The organism is Robinsoniella sp. KNHs210 (genome assembly GCF_000686105.1).
Taxonomy (GTDB): Bacteria; Bacillota; Clostridia; order Lachnospirales; family Lachnospiraceae; genus Robinsoniella; species Robinsoniella peoriensis.
In genome coordinates, this window is the sequence record NZ_JMLZ01000002.1 from 2,539,256 (window position 1) to 2,559,211 (window position 19,956).

General features: G+C 40.3%; 24 protein-coding genes and 1 pseudogene. 8 read left to right on the forward strand and 17 right to left on the reverse strand.

Translation table 11 applies throughout. The features are described from left to right. The first annotated feature begins 39 nt into the window (after positions 1-39). Positions 40-882: an AraC family transcriptional regulator gene (locus tag CD03_RS0118070; protein ID WP_027294842.1), complete on the forward strand. Its 843-nt coding sequence runs from the start codon at positions 40-42 to the stop codon at positions 880-882. A 439-nt stretch (positions 883-1,321) separates the two neighbouring features. Beyond that, the gene (locus tag CD03_RS0118075) at positions 1,322-1,549 is read left to right on the forward strand and encodes a hypothetical protein (protein WP_156042942.1); all 228 of its coding nucleotides are present in this window, start codon (positions 1,322-1,324) and stop codon (positions 1,547-1,549) included. 91 nt (positions 1,550-1,640) lie between these two features. Here the strand turns inward: CD03_RS0118075 and CD03_RS38940 are convergent, their stop codons facing one another. Then, entirely contained in the window at positions 1,641-1,763 is a 123-nt protein-coding gene (locus CD03_RS38940; RefSeq protein ID WP_255348098.1) for a hypothetical protein, read from the reverse strand. A 22-nt stretch (positions 1,764-1,785) separates the two neighbouring features. Beyond that, positions 1,786-1,860 carry a hypothetical protein gene (locus CD03_RS40010; protein WP_442969741.1) on the reverse strand — a complete coding sequence of 25 codons (75 nt, stop codon included), beginning with the start codon at positions 1,858-1,860 and terminating at the stop codon, positions 1,786-1,788. Between CD03_RS40010 and CD03_RS40015 the strand changes: the two are divergent. Further along, a pseudogene (locus CD03_RS40015) lies at positions 1,840-1,941 on the forward strand (DUF6783 domain-containing protein); the annotation flags it as partial. The gene CD03_RS40010 and the pseudogene CD03_RS40015 sit on opposite strands and share 21 nt — an antisense overlap. On the opposite strand, the gene CD03_RS40020 reads toward CD03_RS40015, so the two are convergent. From CD03_RS40020 to uxuA, 4 genes are all read right to left on the reverse strand, one after another. Beyond that, positions 1,897-2,010 (reverse strand): DUF6783 domain-containing protein, encoded by a 114-nt coding sequence (locus CD03_RS40020; RefSeq protein WP_442969742.1) that lies wholly within the window; start codon positions 2,008-2,010, stop codon positions 1,897-1,899. The pseudogene CD03_RS40015 and the gene CD03_RS40020 overlap by 45 nt on opposite strands. Further along, complete coding sequence (gene uxaC, locus CD03_RS0118085; protein ID WP_027294844.1) at positions 2,006-3,412, reverse strand: glucuronate isomerase; 1,407 nt, start codon at positions 3,410-3,412, stop codon at positions 2,006-2,008. The genes CD03_RS40020 and uxaC overlap by 5 nt, the downstream gene beginning before the upstream one ends. A gap of 111 nt (positions 3,413-3,523) precedes the next feature. Further along, positions 3,524-5,143: a mannitol dehydrogenase family protein gene (locus tag CD03_RS0118090; protein WP_027294845.1), complete on the reverse strand. Its 1,620-nt coding sequence runs from the start codon at positions 5,141-5,143 to the stop codon at positions 3,524-3,526. A gap of 41 nt (positions 5,144-5,184) precedes the next feature. Further along, positions 5,185-6,252 (reverse strand): mannonate dehydratase, encoded by a 1,068-nt coding sequence (gene uxuA / locus CD03_RS0118095; RefSeq protein WP_027294846.1) that lies wholly within the window; start codon positions 6,250-6,252, stop codon positions 5,185-5,187. A gap of 217 nt (positions 6,253-6,469) precedes the next feature. On the opposite strand from uxuA, the gene CD03_RS0118105 reads away from it, so the two are divergent. Continuing rightward, positions 6,470-7,354, forward strand: a complete 885-nt coding sequence (locus CD03_RS0118105) for a helix-turn-helix domain-containing protein (RefSeq protein WP_027294847.1) — start codon at positions 6,470-6,472, stop codon at positions 7,352-7,354. Positions 7,355-7,499: 145 nt separating this feature from the next. On the opposite strand, the gene CD03_RS0118110 is transcribed toward CD03_RS0118105, so the two are convergent. After that, positions 7,500-9,881, reverse strand: coding sequence for an HAD-IC family P-type ATPase (locus CD03_RS0118110; RefSeq protein ID WP_027294848.1), 2,382 nt, complete (start codon positions 9,879-9,881; stop codon positions 7,500-7,502). 327 nt (positions 9,882-10,208) lie between these two features. Between CD03_RS0118110 and CD03_RS0118115 the strand changes: the two genes are divergently transcribed. Further along, complete coding sequence (locus CD03_RS0118115; protein ID WP_027294849.1) at positions 10,209-11,216, forward strand: substrate-binding domain-containing protein; 1,008 nt, start codon at positions 10,209-10,211, stop codon at positions 11,214-11,216. A 136-nt stretch (positions 11,217-11,352) separates the two neighbouring features. Here the strand turns inward: CD03_RS0118115 and CD03_RS0118120 are convergent, their stop codons facing one another. Genes CD03_RS0118120 through CD03_RS0118130 form a run of 3 tightly spaced genes read right to left on the reverse strand, consistent with a single transcriptional unit; the run spans position 11,353 to position 14,129 of the window. Further along, the gene (locus CD03_RS0118120; protein ID WP_027294850.1) at positions 11,353-12,243 is read right to left on the reverse strand and encodes a PHP domain-containing protein; all 891 of its coding nucleotides are present in this window, start codon (positions 12,241-12,243) and stop codon (positions 11,353-11,355) included. 1 nt (position 12,244) lies between these two features. Beyond that, a complete protein-coding gene (locus tag CD03_RS33970; RefSeq protein ID WP_052377861.1) occupies positions 12,245-13,093 on the reverse strand; it encodes an MFS transporter in 849 nt (282 codons plus the stop codon). A gap of 1 nt (position 13,094) precedes the next feature. After that, positions 13,095-14,129, reverse strand: a complete 1,035-nt coding sequence (locus tag CD03_RS0118130) for an ROK family protein (protein ID WP_027294851.1) — start codon at positions 14,127-14,129, stop codon at positions 13,095-13,097. Between the two features lie 192 nt (positions 14,130-14,321). Here CD03_RS0118130 and CD03_RS0118135 point away from each other — a divergent pair, with 192 nt between their 5' ends. Together CD03_RS0118135 and CD03_RS0118140 are read left to right on the forward strand one after the other, a co-directional pair. Then, complete coding sequence (locus CD03_RS0118135) at positions 14,322-14,690, forward strand: hypothetical protein (protein WP_027294852.1); 369 nt, start codon at positions 14,322-14,324, stop codon at positions 14,688-14,690. Further along, positions 14,677-14,982, forward strand: coding sequence for a site-specific integrase (locus tag CD03_RS0118140; RefSeq protein WP_027294853.1), 306 nt, complete (start codon positions 14,677-14,679; stop codon positions 14,980-14,982). The genes CD03_RS0118135 and CD03_RS0118140 overlap by 14 nt, the downstream gene beginning before the upstream one ends. A gap of 246 nt (positions 14,983-15,228) precedes the next feature. Here CD03_RS0118140 and CD03_RS0118145 read toward each other — a convergent pair whose 3' ends face one another. From CD03_RS0118145 to CD03_RS0118160, 4 genes are all read right to left on the reverse strand, one after another. Beyond that, positions 15,229-15,459: a hypothetical protein gene (locus tag CD03_RS0118145; RefSeq protein ID WP_027293011.1), complete on the reverse strand. Its 231-nt coding sequence runs from the start codon at positions 15,457-15,459 to the stop codon at positions 15,229-15,231. Between the two features lie 115 nt (positions 15,460-15,574). Then, positions 15,575-15,775: a hypothetical protein gene (locus CD03_RS0118150; protein WP_027293010.1), complete on the reverse strand. Its 201-nt coding sequence runs from the start codon at positions 15,773-15,775 to the stop codon at positions 15,575-15,577. 52 nt (positions 15,776-15,827) lie between these two features. Beyond that, complete coding sequence (locus CD03_RS0118155; protein ID WP_027293009.1) at positions 15,828-16,037, reverse strand: hypothetical protein; 210 nt, start codon at positions 16,035-16,037, stop codon at positions 15,828-15,830. Between the two features lie 62 nt (positions 16,038-16,099). After that, on the reverse strand, positions 16,100-16,357 hold the full coding sequence (locus CD03_RS0118160) for a hypothetical protein (RefSeq protein WP_027293008.1): 258 nt from the start codon (positions 16,355-16,357) through the stop codon (positions 16,100-16,102). Positions 16,358-16,878: 521 nt separating this feature from the next. Between CD03_RS0118160 and CD03_RS0118170 the strand changes: the two genes are divergently transcribed. Continuing rightward, positions 16,879-17,097 (forward strand): helix-turn-helix domain-containing protein, encoded by a 219-nt coding sequence (locus CD03_RS0118170; protein WP_027293007.1) that lies wholly within the window; start codon positions 16,879-16,881, stop codon positions 17,095-17,097. A gap of 18 nt (positions 17,098-17,115) precedes the next feature. Here the strand turns inward: CD03_RS0118170 and CD03_RS33975 are convergent, their stop codons facing one another. Genes CD03_RS33975 through CD03_RS0118185 form a run of 3 tightly spaced genes read right to left on the reverse strand, consistent with a single transcriptional unit; the run spans position 17,116 to position 19,956 of the window. Further along, the gene (locus tag CD03_RS33975) at positions 17,116-18,027 is read right to left on the reverse strand and encodes a hypothetical protein (protein WP_027294854.1); all 912 of its coding nucleotides are present in this window, start codon (positions 18,025-18,027) and stop codon (positions 17,116-17,118) included. Next, positions 18,028-19,104, reverse strand: a complete 1,077-nt coding sequence (locus tag CD03_RS0118180) for a siphovirus ReqiPepy6 Gp37-like family protein (RefSeq protein WP_027294855.1) — start codon at positions 19,102-19,104, stop codon at positions 18,028-18,030. It abuts the gene before it with no gap. A gap of 3 nt (positions 19,105-19,107) precedes the next feature. After that, positions 19,108-19,956: a phage tail domain-containing protein gene (locus tag CD03_RS0118185; RefSeq protein ID WP_027294856.1), complete on the reverse strand. Its 849-nt coding sequence runs from the start codon at positions 19,954-19,956 to the stop codon at positions 19,108-19,110.

The window sequence follows — 19,956 nt, forward strand, 5'->3', positions numbered from 1 at the left end:
AATCAATCTGACTAATATGATAAAAGGGGTAATTTTTTGATGGCGTATCAATTTGGATTTTATAACTTTTTATTTCCCGATGAACTCCAGGATCCCTACATTTCCCTGAACTGCATGGGGATCGAACAGAGATCCAATACCAGCTATTACTACGATAACCGGGACCGGAATATCGACAACTACCTTTTCCAATACACATTAAAAGGAGAAGGTGTCTATGAGTCCCATGGAAAACGTTTCTCCATTAAGCCTGGACAGGGATTTTTTATACATATACCGGACGATGAAAAATACTACATGCCGGATGACAATGAAGATCAGCCCTGGGAATTTATTTTTCTGCTGCTAAGCGGAGAAGCCGTTTCAAAATACTATGAACTAATTACAAAAAAAGCCGGAAAGATTCTGGAACTGCCGCTGCATAACAGCGCAGTCCAAACTCTTTTCGACTTATATAACCAAACCCAAAGCGGCAGAATGTTTCATCCGTTTTTAGCAAGTGAACTCGCCTACCGCTTTTTGTGCAGGCTCTGTCAGAGTGTAATCCACAACGAGGCAGATTACTCCAGCAGAACCCAGGCAGCTATTAAAATTATGGAAACACAATATGCTTCTATTCAGGGCATAGAGAGAATTGCCGGACTTCTTGATATTTCACCAAATCATCTGACTCGGGAATTTACCAGAGAAACCGGAGTTCCTCCAATAAAATACCTGACAAACATCCGTTTACAGCAGGCTGCAGCCCTTCTTCTTGAAACCGCGCTTCCGATTCATCAGATCGCCGTATCCTGTGGATTTTCCTGTGGAAATTATTTTACGAAAATTTTCCACAAGCATATGAATGTTACACCTCAGGAATACCGCCGTGAGTGGAAGTAATGCTGTACTAGATTGAACAATTTCAGCTTAAATTGGGGTTTAGGTGAGTAAAGACGCTTTGTAGATGTAGGTAGTGTACGGAAAGAGAAGGGGACGGACCAGGACATTGGTTTGGAAGGCTTACCGCAGAACTGGCATTTTCTAACCTTCCCAGAGCACTTTTTGGCGGCACGCGGGCATTCGCTCCGAAATCCTGATGCATTTCGCAGCTCACTGCCCGCTTACAATCCGATGGGAGCCAGTCGAATTGTATCCGCCAAAAAGCACTCCGGGAAGGTAAGTAAATGCTCAGCTCTGCTATACGCCTCCCAAACCAATGTCCTGGTCCGCCCCCTTCTCTTTCCGGGATGCAATTTATTGATACAAAGCTGGTTTTCTCAGCAGGGTGGGGCCCCGGGGTTGTGGCATGCCGGACGCGATTGGCATAAAGCAACTGATCTTGAGAACGGAATTTGTTTTTCATTCTGTAACCAGAAAAAGGAGCAAACTTTCTTCTTCTTTTACGCAAACAGCCGAAACATACTGCGCAGTATCCAATAAAGAACAGCCTGCCACAACCCAGGGGTTACAACCTGCTGAGAAAACCAGCTTTGTATCAACGAATGCTATCTCGGAAAGATGGGTGTGGGAAACTGGTATGGGCGGAGGAAGCGTAGAGCAGAGCTGAGTATTTACTTACCTTTTCGGAGTGTTTTTTGGCGGATAGTATTCGACTGGCTCCCATCGGATACTAAGCGGGTACTGAACCGAGAAATGCATCAGGATTTCTCGGTGAATACCCGCGTGCCGCCAAAAAGCGCTTCGGAAAGGTTAGAAAATACCAGTTCTGCGGCCAGCTGACGGAGCCCATGCCAGTTTTCCACACCCATCTTTCCGTACACTACCTACATCTACAAAGCGTCATTACTCAGCAAAACCCAAATTCAAGAAATTGTTTGCTGTAGTACTAGAGCGTGTTTGAAAATTCATTCCTGCCATCTGCACGCCCCACTTTGCGGCATATTTGCCCCGAATTCAGGTTACGTAGCCCGCTACGCGCCCTTCATCCGGAACAAATCTCCCACAAACTGTGACGCACAGGTGCCAGAAAGCAATTTTAAAACACGCTCTAGGGCGATCGGGATTAATCTAAAATTCCAAAATAAGCAGCTGCATTCCCATAACAGATATCCTGCACAACTTTTCCAAGGTACGCCATGTCGGATGGGTATTCACCATCTTCCACCCAGGTGCCCAGTTTCCCGCATAGAATTCTTCGGAAATATTCGTGTCGCGGGAAGGATAAGAAGCTTCTGGAATCAGTCAGCATTCCGATAAATGTGGGCAGAATTCCAACATTTGCAAGATCCTCCAGATGCTTTTCCATACCTGTTTTATGGTCGTTAAACCACCATGCCGCACCCAGCTGTACCTTTCCTTTCATCTGTCCGCCCTGGAAATTTCCCGCCATAACAGCCAGCATCTCCATATCGTTGGGATTCAGACAATACAACACAGTCTTAGGCAATTCGTCTGTTTTATCCATACTATTCAGCAATGCGCTGATATCAGGAGCATAGTGAAAATCATTCATTCCGTCAAATCCGCTGTCTGCACCTGTAATTTCAAACATTCTGGATGAATTATTGCGGAGAGCACCGATATGCAGCTGCATAACCATTTGGCGCCTGTGATATTCACGTCCAAGAGCACTTAGCAGAAAACCACGGTATTTTGCATATTCCGTATCACTGATTTCTTTACCAGCCAGTTTTTTCTGATAAATAAAATCTGCCTCGTCTCCTTCAGAATACCGGTATATATTGCACTCCAGGCTGTGATCACTTACCAGACACCCCATCTGCCTAAAAAATTCCAATCGTTCCCTTAACGCATCCAGCAAAAGATCTATGGATGTCAGTTCATATCCAACTTTTTCCCCAAGTTCTTTTACATACAGTACGAAATCATCTTTCTCCAAAGCAATCGCTCTGTCCGGACGAAAGGTGGGCATAACCTGTATTTGAAAATGCTCGTCTCTCAGCTTTTTGTGGTATTCCAGGTCTTCCAATGGGTCATTTGTCGTACATAATGCTCTTACATTCTGCATACGAAGCAGGTTTCGAACCGAGTATTCTTTCATTCCCAGCAACTCATTGCATTTATCCCAGACCTCTTTTGCATTTTCAGGCATTAAAGGCTCATGAATATCAAAATACCGCTGTAATTCCAGATGCGTCCAGTGATAAAGTGGATTTCCAATAGCCGCCTGAATTGTTTCCGCCCAGGCTTTAAACTTCTCGTAGTCATTTCCTTTGATTGCGGTAATGTGCTCTTCCGGAATACCAAATGCACGCATAGCTCTCCATTTGTAATGATCCCCTCCAAGCCATACCTGGGCTATGTTTTCATAACACCGGTCTTCATAAATTTCCCGGGCACTCAGATGATTATGAAAATCAAAAATTGGCATTTCTTTTGCATAACTATGATACAGCGTTTTTGCCGTATCACTTTTTAATAGAAAATCTTCGTCTAAAAATTGTTTCATTTTATCCTCCCTGCCATTCCATAGATCGTTCTTAAAAATATTTCTACCTGGCTGGTTGTTACCGCCTTGTGGGTTGCAGCCAGACAGGTGCAATGATTCTACAGGCATACTCTAACAGCCACTGGTTAATTTATTCAATAAGGTTCTGACAGCTCCCGGTCCTGCTGTCATTTTTTTTACGTAATCTTCTACAAGTTCCCCCATTCCCGCATCATAAATATTTACGCCAAAGATCTTCTCATTGGACAGAATCGGTTCTAATATCGAATGAATATCTGTCTCTTCCCCCAGCTTCAGATTCTTTATCTGAGGAAGTAAAGTATCAAGCAGAGGATCCGGACTCAGCGTAAATACATTTCCGTTATCATCGACACCACAGAGGTAACGTATCCAGCCGGCGAATACCAATGGTATCATCTTCAGATCCTTTACATTTAACTGATCGGACTTCCGATATGCTTTCACGGTTTCTCCAAAGCGGATTGCCAGCTTCTGGGAAGTATCCGTAGCAATTCTCTGAGGGGTATCCGGCATAAACGGATTTGGTATTCTTACATTCAGGACTTCATCAATAAACTTTTTCGGATCCAGAATCCCTGGATTTACCACTACAGGAAGCCCTTCCTGGTATCCGATGATTTCCACCAGTTTTTTTAAAGCGGGATCTTTCATTTCTTTGGAAATTAAATCGTATCCTAAGAGGCAGCCAAATACCGCAAGGGAAGTATGCAGTGGATTTAAACAGGTGCACACTTTCATTTTTTCTACTTTATCAACCGTCTCTCTGGAAGTAAAGATAATACCACCTTTTTGCAGATCTGGCCTTCCATTTGGAAACGCATCTTCTATCACCAGATATTCGCACTCTTCCGCATTGACAAATGGAGCCACATAAGTATTTTTAGACGTTACGATCGGGTCTTGCTGTTCTACAACATCTTTTTTGAGAATTTCCTTCACAGAGGGATCCGGTCTTGGCGTAATTTTATCAATCATCGTCCATGGAAAAGATACTTTTTCTTTATTTGTTACATAATCCAGAAACCCTTTTTTTACAGTGCCGTTTTCTTCCCAAGCTCTGGCGAAAGCTGCAACTGCGTCATATAATTTGCTCCCATTGTGGGAACAGTTATCCATACTTACCATGGCTACCGGCTTTTCTTTAGACAAATATCTTTCATACAAAAGTGCAGCAACTTTTCCAATATAACTTTCCGGTTTCTTTGGACCACGCTCCATATCCACACTTACGGACGGTAACTGCTCGCCTTTTCCATTTACCAGACTATAACCTTTTTCTGTAATGGTAAAGCTGACCATTTTCAGAGAATCTTTCTGAAAGATCTCTTTTAACCTATTGAAATCCCTGTCATTTTCACTGTCTGCAGTAAGGGATTCCACTACGCTTCCAACGACTGTTTTCTCCACGGTTCCATCTGCCTTTAAGGTAACCAGAATACTGTAGTCCTCATGGGGTACATTCATCTTCTCCACAATTTCATAGTCATAACCTTCCGCAACAACCAATCCTCTGTCCAAAACGCCTTCATTCAAAAGATTCTGCACCACATTCGCCTGAAATGCCCGAAAGATATTACCTGCTCCAAAGTGTATCCAAAAAGGGTTTTCCATCGTTTTATTTCTCACCGTTTCCCGGTCAAATTCCGGCAGTTTATATCCCGCTTTTTCCCATGCTGCCCTATCCTGTAAACCATCTTTATTTAACTGCATCATGATTCCTCTCTTCTATATAATAATTTGTTTTTGATTGTTCATTTTTGACTTTTTACAATTGCTTCCCATAATCCATTTAAATAGGCGGCGCCTAATGCCCTGTCATATAATCCGTAACCCGGCATTGCAACCTCACCCCAGATCATACGACCATGATCCGGTCTGACCGGTCCCTCAAATCCGATCTCATACAAGGCCTTCATAATTTCGTACATATCAAAAGTGCCATCACTGGAAAGATGTGCCGCTTCCTCGAAATCCGTTGGGGAATTAAATTTCAGATTTCTGACATGTGCAAAATGGATCCGGCCTTTTAGGGAGCGAATCATATCCGGCAAGTCATTTTCCAGATTTGTACCATAAGACCCCGAACAGAAAGTCACACCATTATGAGAATTATCCACCATTTTCATCATTCTTAAAATATTTTCTTTATTGATAATGATTCTTGGAAGTCCAAATACGCTCCATGCCGGATCATCCGGGTGAATTGCCATATTAATGTCATATTTATCACAAACCGGCATAATTCTTTCTAAAAAATATTTCAGATTCTCAAACAGTTTTTCTGCATTTACTTCTTTATAAAGATCAAATAATTCTTTGATTTTTGACATTCTCTCCGGCTCCCAGCCTGGAAGGACGAATCCATTGGAATCAGAATCTATGGACGCAAACATACCTTCGGGATTCAATTTATCCACTGTCTCCTGATTATAAGCCAGAACAGTAGAACCATCCGGTCTCTTTCTTGCAAGCTCTGTTCTGGTCCAGTCAAATACCGGCATAAAGTTATAGCAGACCAGATGAATATCTGCCTGCCCCAATCGTTCAAGTGTGGTAATATAATGATCGATATATTGATCTCTGTCAGGAGTTCCAATCTTGATTGCATCATGAATATTTACACTTTCAATACCGGACACATGAAGCCCTGCTGCCTCTACTTCGACCTTCATTGCCTGGATATCCTGTACGCTCCAGGCTTCTCCTGGAACGGAATCATACAAGGTAGTGATAACTCCTGTCACCCCCGGAATCTGCCTGATCTGCTCCAAAGTTACTGAATCATGCTTACTCCCATACCATCTCAATGTCATTTCCATAAAATCCACCATTTACCTTTCTTATTTAACTTATTCTCCCAACAAGTTACTCTCTTTTTGTTAATTCTAATTATACTTTTATTTTTAAAAATTCCAATTGGTATAGTTGTTGTATACATTGCAAAACTTGCTATAATGTATTATAGTAAAGTTCACACCAATACGCGAACTATATAGTATGGATTTTTCGGACATACTCCAAGAAAGAAGGATTCTTATGAAAAAAAACCTGCAGACAGCTTTCAGCACACGCCAGTATATGCGTTCCAAGGATTTCGAAATCTATTATTACAGTGATCTGGGACTATCCCCTGTGGAATCACACAGCCATGATTACTATGAATTTTATTTTTTTCTGGAAGGAAATGTGAGCATTTCCATAAACGGAACACCTCATCCTGTCAAGCCCGGTGACTTTTTATTGATACCTCCCGGCACAAAACACCATCCCTGTTTTCTGGATCAGGATAAGCCCTATAGGCGGTTCGTGCTCTGGATCAGCAAAGACTACTGCAGCCGGCTCACCAATGCCTCTACCGATTATATCTATCTGATGCAGTATACCGTTACGGCTAAACGCTATGTCTTCCATACGGAAGTAATCACCTTTAATGCGATTCAATCCATGATTTTCCGGCTTATAGAAGAAACGAGAAATGACCGTTTTGGAAAAGAATCTGAAATTTCCCTTCAGATAAATACCCTGATTCTCTACCTGAACAGACTGGTTTATGAACAGAACCACAAGAAAACCAATCCGGCCGAAAAATCCCTTTATCTGAATATATGTAATTATGTATCTGATCACCTGGAGGCAGACCTGTCACTGGAACATCTGGCACAAAAATTTTATGTAAGCAAATTTTATATTTCCCATACGTTTAAAGACAACATTGGCATATCCATCCATCAGTATATTACAAAAAAACGGCTGCATGCCTGTAAAGACGCCATCCTTTGCAGTACCCCCATCAGCAGGGTTTTTGAGCAGTATGGATTCAAAGATTATTCCAGTTTTTATCGGGCATTTAAAAAAGAATACGGGATCTCACCAAAAGATTATAAAGAAATGTATCAGCTTTCCGATGACCTTCATCAATAATCATGCATACCGCTGCGCATAACTCTTTACACCTTTACACCAAAATACGGCTGCAAAATCGCTTCCAGCAGGACTTAAAACAAAGTCCAAATCTGGCTGATTCTGCAGCCGTATCCACTGTTTATAATTCTATATATATGGGAAATCAACTGATACCTGTATAATGCTTTCTTAACTTATCATCTATTTTTTTAGCTATCCTATCTTTAAGTACATAGCAGAAATTAACAAATCTTGCAAATCCACGTTCCAGTACCAGCGCCATACAGATCATCGGTATTACAAAGATCACTTCCCAGCGGAAGATATCATATATTCCCAACAGCCCCGGTGCAATCAGAATTCCTGCACAAAAAATAGCAACTACTCCAATACTCAGGACTCTTCTGAGCATATTCATTGGCTTACATACTCTAAATACCACAAGCATACTCACCATACCGCCAACCAGCAGATTAAATGTGGAGGTCATGGTTTCATTCATACCCCAGAATGGACTTAATGCCTGAATCGTACTCATAGTAAGAACCATCGTCAATGCAGCCGGCAGTGACACCCGAAGTACATGCTTTAAAAAACCGGTGGTAGTTACACCTTCTGTCTGCTCCAGCGTTAAGATAAAACTGGGGATTCCGATTGCCGTACTGCTGATCCAGGAGAGCTGAATCGGAATAAACGGATAAGAGCGCTGTAAAAATATAAATATGACGCATAAAATGACAGAATATATAGTCTTAGTCAGATACAGCGCACTTACCTTTTCAATGTTGGTAATAATCATACGGCCTTCCCGTACAATATTCTTCATCGATGCAAAATCCGAATCCAGCAGCACGATATGGGCAACCTGTTTTGCCGCATCACTTCCTGCCGCCATGGCAATACCACAGTCTGCATCTTTCAAAGCCAGAACATCATTGACACCATCTCCTACCATTCCCACAACCTTCTGGTTTGCCTGATAGGCTTTTACAATACTTTGTTTCTGTTCCGGGCGAACCCTGCCAAATACAGAAAACTTTGCAACTTCCTCACGAAGTTCTTCAAAGTCCTCCGGAAGCGTGGATGCATCCACATAATGCTCTCCGCCCTCCAGTCCGGCTTTCACGGCAATATTGGAAACTGTTATCGGATTATCGCCTGAGATAACCTTAATCTCTACCTGCTGCTCTTTAAAATATGCGAAAGTATCCTTTGCCGTAGAACGGATCTGATCAGTAATAACCACAAGCCCCACCGGGGTTACTCCTTCCACCGTTCCATCTTCCGACGATATTTTTTCACAGCCTGCAAGGAGCAGAACACGGTATCCCTGATTAGAATAACCATCCACCCGGACTTTTAATTCTACGTCATCCCGGATTAAAAACTCAGGTGCTCCAAGTACAAATACACCTTCCTGCTCAAACCTGATCGCTCTGTATTTACGTTCTGAAGAAAAAGGGATCTTCTCTTCCACTTTCCAGAGATTTGATTTCTTAAATCGCTGCATCAATGCATTCTGGGTAGCATTCACATCGTCAAAGGCGAATGCTATCTCATTCATAATATTCTCAACACGGATTTCCTGCGTATCACCCAGTGGCACTACTTCCACAACCTCCAGGTTACCGGTTGTAATGGTACCTGTTTTATCCAGACAGAGTACATTTACCCTGGCAAGTGCTTCAATAGCTTCCATTTCCTGTACCAGCGCACGCTGCTTCGCCAGACGCCCTACCCCCAGGATGAAAGAAACACTGGTGAGCAATACCAGACCTTCCGGAATCATTCCAATAATACCGGCTACGGTACTGACCAGTGCGTTGGAAAAACTAATGTCATGAATGCTCTTCTGGGACCAGAATAATAATATTCCAACCGGAATAATCAAAATACCCAGAACTTTAATAATCCGTTTGATAGTACGCTGCATTTCCGACGTTGCACGTTTCTTGCTCTTGGCCTTTTTGGCAAGTTCTGTTGCATAATTTTCTTCCCCAACGTGTTCTACACGCCCGATCCCGCTGCCTGCAACCAGATAGCTGCCTGACATCAGAACATCTCCGGGTTTCTTCTTCACCGGCTTGGATTCTCCGGTAAGCATAGACTCATTTACTTCAATACCGTCAGATTCCAGTACAATACTATCTGAACATACCTGGTCTCCATTTTCCACAACCAGAATATCATCAATAACAACCTCATTTACCGGGATAATAATTTTAGCACCACTGCGGATTACCTTTGCTTTGGATGCCGTTATTACCGACAGTTTATCAATCAATTTCTTTACTTTAAATTCCTGGGCAATACCAATAACCGAGTTAATGATAATAACTCCCATAAAAGTAATATTCTTAAATTGCCCCGATATCAGTACCAATACGCCTAAAAACAAGTTTAAAAAGTTAAAATATGTCAGCGTATGGGTTTTCACAATTTCCTTTTTCGATTTGGAAATATTCGTATCTACCGTATTGACCTCACCCAGGTTAATACGTTTTTGTACCTCATCATCGTTCAGTCCCGTATAGTTGTTCGTCATCTACCCATCCCTTTATCCATCGTCTCTGGTATAGTATATGTCATTCCTGTACCAAGCGCCGCTGCACTTTCGCACACGGAATAAAACTTTTACTTAATTATACTCTGGAGAAATTGCAAAGTCAATAAATGGTAATATTATTATTTCTTTAATAATAGGAAGAAAATATAAAATATATCAAAACAGGACGATCAATCATAGCCGTAAACCTCAAAAAATCACATATTTAGATAGTTTTTTATCTGTCATACTATACAAATTCTGATTATTATTATATCATAAAAGCTGATGTGCGCAATTATAACCACTATAAAGGAGTGTTTAAATATGAGACATAAAAAAAATCACAGAAAATTCTTCACCTTCTTATCCGCAAGCGCCCTATTTCTACTTGTTCCAGGCTGTTCCGATCCTGGAACAGCGGGTGTCACCAAATCCGTAATACAGGAAATCACACCTGCAAGCCCAAATGGTATTAACGTGGGGTGGTCTGTCTATACACTGGAAAATGATTTTTTCAAACGTATGGATAAAAGTTTAAAAGAAGATGCCGGTAATCTCGGCATCACACTGCTTACCCATAACCAGAACAACGATCCGGACGAAATGCTGCGGGGCTGTAAGAGTCTGATCGCACAAGACATCGATGCTTTGGTAGTGTCTCCCTGTTATCCGGGGTATATGGAAGAAATTGTAGACCTGGCACACGAGAAAGACATACCGATTGTCATTGTAGATATTGGGGATGGCGGTTCAGACAAAGATGCCCTTATTGTATCTGACTGTACTGCCGGAGGGGAAGCCGTGGCAGAGTATGCCTTAAGTTTATTAAAAGATGCCCCATCCGATAAAAAAGAAATGGCTGTGCTGAAATGTGAATCCTCTGCCGTTTATGCCAATCGCCGCGGGGATGCCTTTATTTCAAAGGTGACGGATGCCGGATATGAGATCTCGGCAGTAGAGTACGCGAATTCCGATGAAAATATTGCATATACAAAAACAAAGAAAATGATTTTATATCATCCGGATATTACAGTTCTTTTTGCCGAAAATGACCCAATGGCGCTGGGTGCTTCCCGCGCTCTAAAGGAAGCCGGTAAAGAGGATGTACTTGTTTTTGGCTTTGACGGAAGCCAGCAGGCGGTTAATGCCATTGTAGAAGGCGAGATGTCCGGAACCATGCTGCAGGATTCAGAAAAAATGGGCAGACTTGGTTTAGAAACAGCGCTTCAATTGTTAAATAAAGAAATACCGGCATATGATGAACCGGACAATAAGGTAATTTATACAGGTGGTTATCTGATTGGTAAAGATGGAGAAATGGTAAATAAATAATAAAAATAAAGCTGCATAACAGAAACCATCCGGTTCATTACCAGACGGTTTCTGTTATGTAGCTTCAGCCAATTTTAAACGAATGATAAATCCTATCATTTAGAGATTTAATTAGGGATTTACGCTAAACCCTAACCTACGAGCGGATCTCCATCATCCTTTGACGGATAATGTCTGAGATATTTTCATCTGCACCATGTCCATTCAGACGAATTGAAGGTTTTGTTTTCCCATGAAAATCACTTCCACAAGTAATCAGTAATCCGTTTTCTTGTGCTATCTCATTAAAATAAGTTATTTCCATTCTGCAGTGGTAAGAAGAATATGCTTCTATGCCGTCAATATCAGTCTTCATAATCTGCTGCAGGAAAGCGTAGTCACCCTGCAGATTCTGTCCGGGGTGCGCCAGAACTGCGATTCCGCCTGCTTCATGAATCAGAGCAATGCCCTCTTCCATCGAAATATATTCTATGGGCACATATGCCGGTTTACCCTGGGAAAAATAATCCCAGTAAAAATTTACATATGGGTTATCACAGCGCCTTCCTCCTGGCAGGTATGGTGAAAGTACTTTATAATTCTTCGCATCTTCTTTTGTAAGTAAAATTTCTGCAATCAGTTCCCCGGTTACAATGCCATCACCAGAAGCTTGTAATACTTCCTCTGTATGAAGAGGAATACCAGTTTCATTTCTAATGAGCTCAATTTTCTGCTCAGCAGCATTTTGCTCCTGCTTCAAAATACCCTTCTCAATTTCTGAAAATACAGGTTTGGTGTAATCAAAATGATAACCCAGCAGATGAAAATTCCGTCCCTTATAAGCACAGTCTAACTCCACACCTGATATCACATGAATTCCCATTTGTCCTGCAAGTGCCAAAGCCTCCGGTATGCCTCTCACGGTATTGTGATCGGTAATTGACATATACTTGATTTGGGATTGTTTACACAAATCCATAATTTCAGGAATAGAAAACTCTCCATCATCACTGCAGCTGGAATGGATATGCAAATCTATTTTTGCCATGTCAGCACCCTCCTTCTAAAGTTAATTTACTACCTCTGCTCTTAAAACCCAGCACCAGAATCTGCAATATTATAATCGCTACAGTGGATACTACATATAAAAGCCGGATATTTCCAAACTGTATTGCACCTTTAACCCAACTGCTGGATTCCAAAAGATGTTTCACGGCTCCTCCGATGACAGGTCCCAGGATAAACGCCAGCCCAACTGCAGCACTAAAGAAATTGTCAAACAGAATCCGCCCGTCTCTTGGCATCAGTTCGTAGCGGCGATTGAATACCGAGACCATAAAACCGGCATTGGCAACTGACGCAAATAAAAACGCTGCTGGAATAAAAATGTATAAATTGTGTGAATTTGACAACGCAAGAAAAAGTGTCTCACCTATAAAAAACCATATGGAAGCCGTGAGTGCAAACTGATGCCCTCTTTTATCACTGATCTTCCCCCAAATCCCCAGCAAAAAGATCTGTGGTAAAGAAATCAGCATCTGTATGGCGGTTGTCGCAATATAGGAAAGTTTTAGATAACGCATCATATATACAACTGTAAAACTGTCAGCTATGGAAAGCATGAGATAAAACAAAAATATATACACAACAAAAAACAGAAACCGCCGGCTTTTAAACCGCTCAATCAGGGAAGAGAAAAGGAGGATTGATATTCCGCAGATATTGCTAATCATACTGATATAGCTTACCAGTAAGTCGCTTGCTCCCATATACATAGCCAGACCACTCAAAAAAACTCCGCTGGTCAGGAATGTAAAAGATGTTCCGAAAACCACTTGTGTATTAAATGATCTTCGACCTGTTGGAATAGCCGGGCCGCATTCTATCATATGATTCATTTTACCCCCTTACAAGCATAACATCCGCAAAAATCTGTTCAGCAGTTAAATAAGCCATTCCTTCAAAATAATCATGCCATATATCTTCTGCATAAAGTATTTCAGCAGACATTTTATCCGGCAGTGTGCTGTCAAAATAGTTATTAATCATAGACAGACAGTCTTTGCGGAAATCATTCCCCCCCAAAGCAATATACTGCGGATTCAATATACAGCAAATTCCTGCAATTAATTTTGCAATAATACGTGCATAATGATCGTCTTCCAAAGGTGATGACAACAGATCATCCAGCGTTCTGGTTTCATCCACGGGAAATAATCCCAACTCTCCTACGAAGTTATTCCAGCCCCGCAAAACCCTTCCTTCCGAAAGAAATCCCGCACTTAGGCAGTCATTATCAAAATGTACATATGCCATGTTTATATTTTCACAGCTCTCTTCCGGATATTCTTTTAAATAGCAGCGTCCAAATCCCAGAGTAATAGCATTCAAGTCATTTTCTAATATGACCGGTATTCCATATCGTTCGTGGATTGCCTCACCTATTGGATGATCCTCCAGTTGTCCTTCCGGATTCTTTCTCTGGTATTCCATACCATTGACAATTCCAGGAACACCGATACCAATAGACTTAATTTCTATCTTCGTTACAAGTTCATCCAGGAAATCGCATATGGATGCTGCCACATTTTCATTTGCCGCAAATACTCCGCTCTCTTGAATCTCACCACAGATATTAACGGTTAGATAACGGATGCTGTCACCATCCAGACACAGTCCTACTCCAAAAAATCTGTTCTTATTCAGCTCATAGCGAACTGCTTTTCTTCCGCCTATGGATTCATCGTAACCGGCATCAACAATTTCATTATTCATCAGCATTTCTGTCAGAAGTGTGCGTACGGTAGTTACACTGATTTTTGTTGCTGCCACGATCTCCGCCCTCGTCGCCGAGCCTTTTTCCTTAATCGCCTTGCGTACAACCGAAAGATTGACTTGTTTCAATGCATGAGGCTTCCCTAATATATCTTTCATGTTAGCTGTTACTCCTGTCTGTATTCTTTTGTAATATACTTATATAAGTTTCTAACAAAAGTATATACCTGGTTATTAATTATGTCAAGTCTTTGTGTATTGATTTTTAGATTGAACTTTACATACTCGGTTAGAGTTGATTTTGAACTAATTAGCATTTATAATAAAACTAAAATCAGAAAGGATCGCACAATGAAGAAACTTATTCATATCATATGCTGTGTAATACTGCTGTTCATAGTTGGCATTATTGGATTCTTTATTGGTAAAAATATACATGCACCAGTTGACGGTACTACATTTTATGCCACTATTGAGGAAATCAGGGATAACTATTTAATGGTTAGTGGTTTGAAAATTAACGACATAAACAGCCGGGGAGAATTCTTTTTTACTATAGATGATAAAACGCATTTAGAATGGAGACATACAGAAATTACGTTAACAGATTTAAAAGTCGGTAATACGGTATCCATTACATACACCGGCTCTGTTCTGGAGACATCTCCCGCTTGCATTGAAGATGTGGTCAAGGTGCAGCTTTTAGATGATGAAATATAATGATACGGAGAATTTTCTTGACCAAGATGGTCACAAAGTAAATGAGCGAGCAATAGATACCAGTATTCGTAAATATTGCAGATATGCGGGAATAAATACACGTGGTATGCACAAAACACGGAAAACCTATATTTCTACCTTGTTAGAAAAGGGAATGTCACCCAACATGGTCAAGGACCAAGTTGGGCATAACGATTTACAAACTACATTCAACAACTATTATTTCAGTCTTACCAGTGATGAGGAAAAAGCCGAGAAGTTGAATGATATCTTTAATAAAAAAGTGGAATAAAGTGGAATAAAAGAAAAAGCCCCGAAAACCTTAGTTTTCAGGGCAAAACAAAAGCGCGAGACGGGACTCGAACCCGCGGCCTCGACCTTGGCAAAGTGATTACATGCATTCAATAAAATATAATATCGTATAATAAAATGCGCTAACACCTGATTTTATAGGGTTAGCGCATTCTTCAAATTCAATAAAATATAGTATTATTTAATAAAATATAATAAGTTTAGTAGTCAAATAGTAGTCAATTTACTACCGGATACAATTAACCTTAACTATCGTATCCATTATGTTCTCATCTGATTCCACAACATCAAAATCTATTATATATTCCACTTCTTCCACTGAATCCCATATTGCAATGGCTCCGGATTCTAATAATTCTTCACCGTCTCCATTTCCGTTCCAGATCTGACCAAAATAGTATTGTCCCCCAACTTTGATTTCTTCTTCCGATCCTCTAATATAACTAAGTGTATTCATAAAAACTCCCTTCTCCCGATCGTATCGGGGATAAAATATATTTATTGTAATAATATCAGTTTTTTTGACTGATATCAAGTTTATATGTTCCCGGTATTTCCCGACCGGGTGCGGGTTATATTTCCACCGAATTGTATAACTCTTTTTCTGACAGTTCTCTTATATTTTCCAGTCTTTCAAAAAATGCCGTACCCATATGTGCAATATCTGCATGATATAGCCACACATTCCACCCAACCATCCCTTTTGTAATTTGAAATTTCCCGTCACACGCGGAATATCCAAATGGTTCCCTTTTCAATTTTACCATTTTCATCCTGCTTTCTCCCGGTATTTCTCTACTGGGGCGGGTGATCTATTTATTTAAATTATTGGTCTACCTTTACATCGTCAAAATCTTTTTCTACAACTTCTATTTTACATGTGTCTGGATTTGCTACTGCCCGCAAAATCATTTGCATTTCGTCACTCAATTGTGACCACGGCTGAACAAACATCTGCCCGTTGTTGCAACTGGCATATACAAGTTTTGTTCCTGTTTTCTGATCTGTTGCGAATGCTATTTTTGTAGTGTGCATACTTTCCTTCTTTCTCCCGGATTTCCCGCCGGGACGGGTTATTATTTAATAGTTATCATTAATTATCTATTTTTAAACCGTTCTACTATCCTATCAAGAATATTTTTTTGTTCATCTGCATACCGATTAAATGCGACTCTAATGGAATTGTTTTCGATATTTTCCATATCTTTGTATGCTTCCATAAGCATTTCATAAATAGATAGAAATATGGCTCGATCATCGCAATCGCAATCCCTCCATTTTTTGTAATATTCTCCATAACCATTTTTTAAAACTTTGCTCTTTAGTCCATACGCTTCCTTGCTTGTCATTTTCATAATTCCTTCTTTCTCCCGCCGATCCCCGACGGGACGGGTTATTAATTAGAGTTACTTCACTGATCATCTTTTTTTCATTTTCAGAATGGCTACAATGACAACAATGCTGAATATAATTTCTACTACATCAAATATAATTTCTACATTTTTCATATTAGACATTGACAATGTGACAATAAAAAGCTATCATATTCTTAAAGGATTGGGGCTTTCGCCCCATCCCCCTTAATTCAGTAGTTTGTCGATCAAGTCGATTACTGCACGAATTAAGTTTAGTATTGCAGTGGTGAGAATGATGTTTGCAAGACTTCTCTCATCACTGCTTTTCTTTTTATTATCCATTGCTTTCCCTCCTCTCTCTTGGTGATATAAACATTGTATCACTATTTTCGTTATTTGTCAATACGTTTTTCGTATTTTATTACTATTTTCGTAAATATTTTTTCGAAAATCGTATTGACTTTAAACGTTTATCGTTATACAATGAATATGTATTTAATTTTAAGAAAGGGTGTGATCTTATGGCAATCAAGCTTCATCTAAAAAGAGAAATCGCATTGAAAGAAATGACGCAAAAAGAACTTTCTGAAATAACGGGAATACGTCTCCCGACGCTTTCCGCTATGTGTACCAATACCGCAAAGCATTTACCAATAGATGTACTGGACAAAATTTGTAATGTATTACATTGCACCCCCGCGGATATAATTGAACATATACCGGATGACAACGAAAAATAGCCCTCATGGGGCTATTTTTTATGTCGGTTGTGATCCTATTTTTGATCTGATCGCAAAGAAAGTTACCGGATTAATGGAAGTATTCAGTATTTTATTTTTAAGTTTGAGTACATACGTCGTATTCGATTCGGGACCGTTCGCAATTATTGTATAATCAATCCATTGACTTACAAGTAATCCATTTATGAATACAAATACTAAATCACCCTCATTATAAATGTCTGTTATATCATCAGTTTCTAAAGGTTCTGAACGGTTCCACGTCTTTGTTGACCATCCTATATATGTGTCAATCTTAAGTTCATCTGTCAAAGTTGCAAACCAGCTATCAAAAGCCGTTTTTTGCTGTCTTTTCCAATCATTCAATTCGTTTAGAAATTGAGCATATGCCGTTTGGTACTGTAAAAACAATTGTGATGTATCCACTTGTTTGATCAATCCGGTAACAAACCCGCATATAGAAGTATTTACCCTGGTATCCTCGATTTGTGCCTGGGTAATTGCTGTCACACCTTTACCAATATACACATATGCCAAAATGTACTCTTCAACGAACTGCGTTCGCTCTGCCGTCGGTTTCGTTGGTGTACTGGCGGCTGTTCCTTTCTTTATAGTAATTGTTCCTGTTCTTTGGCTCTGGTTACTGTCCATCTTTGCCACTATTGCGTCATACCTGTTTAATACCAGATCTGCCGCATCCAGTGTAAGTACTAAAGTACTGTCATTTTGCAACCACCTGCCATTGCTGTCAGCAAGCTTTCCGGATGCAACCTGTACTTTCATCCCGGAATTGACTTTTACCTGTAATCCGCCGCCTACGCTCTCATAAACACCACCACTAACCAGTCCCGTCAGATAATCATTTATTTGCTCTGCATTATATCTGCGGTCACCATTAACGCTGTTAAAAAATCCGCTTGTTATTGCCATTTATCCCACCTCCAATGTGCTGAACGTTGGTATTATAGATTTACCGTTTTCGTCTTCACTTTCTATTATTTCCAGTATACGGGGACTTGCTTCTATCCCGTATTCATTGATTACCTGCACGATGTCACCCAGGTAATAATCTTTGTTAAGTTCATAACTTATTCTGGTTTCTGTACTGCCGTCAAACGACTGTACAGATTTACTCTCTTCCAGACTTTTATTTCCCCGGTCTTCCAACATTTTTAGGTATTCTTCCTCGGTATACTCCCCGTTGTTACTGCTTACGTCCCGGGCATCCACAAACTTCTCATAACGGTCAAGTCCTGCGGCAGTCCCTACCACCGTTGTTTTTCGTTCAAGTCCTTCACCTTCCCCGGCTACCAGTGCAACATTTTTGAAATCCTGCTTTAAAAATTTGTATTCTGTATTTAACAGGTTTTCGTAATCCGAACTGAAAACCACGTATGGATTTTTTTCCTGATTATATGATCTGTTTTCCCCAACATACAGTTCAAACCGGAACGTTTTATTTATGATATAGATGTCAAAACCAATCCCGTATTGCTTGCACATTTCCGCAATGACTTCACACAGATTATCACCCGTGACCTGCATATCTATCGTATCTTCCAGACCTAATAAACCGCCCATTTCGAGGTTTTTTATCTTCCGCTCTGCAATTATAGGGCTTACCGCATTTTCTTCTATCATGCGCCGTATACACAGTTCTACTCGCCCTGTCAAATTGGTCTGCTGCCATATAATCCGGCGGGACAATATATTTTTTAAACTCCTGCCAGATACCGTGAGATAATTACCGTTTTCCACATCTGTTTTAATTGTAATGTTTTCTATGATCATTACATTTTTATATATGGTGTCGTTTCCCGACACGGTAATATCGGATGACCTGCACAGGTAATTATCTTCTTTTAGCAGTGATATTAAATCCATAGATACAGGAAGATATAATTCAAAATCCCCAGTATCGAAAAAGCGGGTAGTCCATATAACACTCTGGTAATTATCTATTAATCCGATAGTATCCAGATCCTTATTAAATACATATATTTCCATGCGCTACACTCCTTCGAATTTATCCGTATGCAGGATCTTTAATTGTAAAAATTCCAGTCCGCTTTCACATTCATATGTGAAAACATTGTCTCCACTCTGTACATGTATCCAGTGACTTGTTTTGTCCAGGGCATTGACTATATTTGAGTTAATCCCGTCCCGCTGTAAAACTACCGATTTTTCGCCCGATATAGTGTTTATCCGGATTAAATCCGCGGTCTGCATCGTGACTTTAAGTTTCAATGTTTCCCGGGTTGTGAGGTTGTAAATTACCGGATTGATAACGGTACCCTGTGAGAACAATTCAATGACCACTCCCGTTTCGGCATCCCCCTGGTTGATAATATTTTCTTTTGCAAGAATGGTCATTCTGCTAAACTCAATCCCCGGTTTTTCTATAGCAAACGGAAATTCAAACAATGATTCTGTACTGGAAAATTCTTTTACCAGTTCATCTATGCTTTTGAAATACGGCTGCGGGCATAGGATACTAATTTGTGCCTGCACCCCCTGCTCAAACGGGTCACAGTTCAGATCTTCTGTGTATCCCTCAATACACACATTCCGCATGGAGTTTTTAAAGTATATTTTGACCGGATGTTTCATTTTGAAATGTTTATATAGTTCTATCCTCCCCCTGCTGACATCTCCATTAAGTGCGACGGTGATAACCAGATTTCTTTCGTTCACCCGGGAACTATTAAATTTAGTACCGTCTGCGGTGGATATTGTGGAGGTATTGATTGTGGCATTGGGGGGATCAAGACCGTCTATTTTTAAAACGCTGTATTGTGGATTATGGGTTAATTCCAAAACCTCGTTATACATATTTTCTGCTTTTAAAGTAAACAT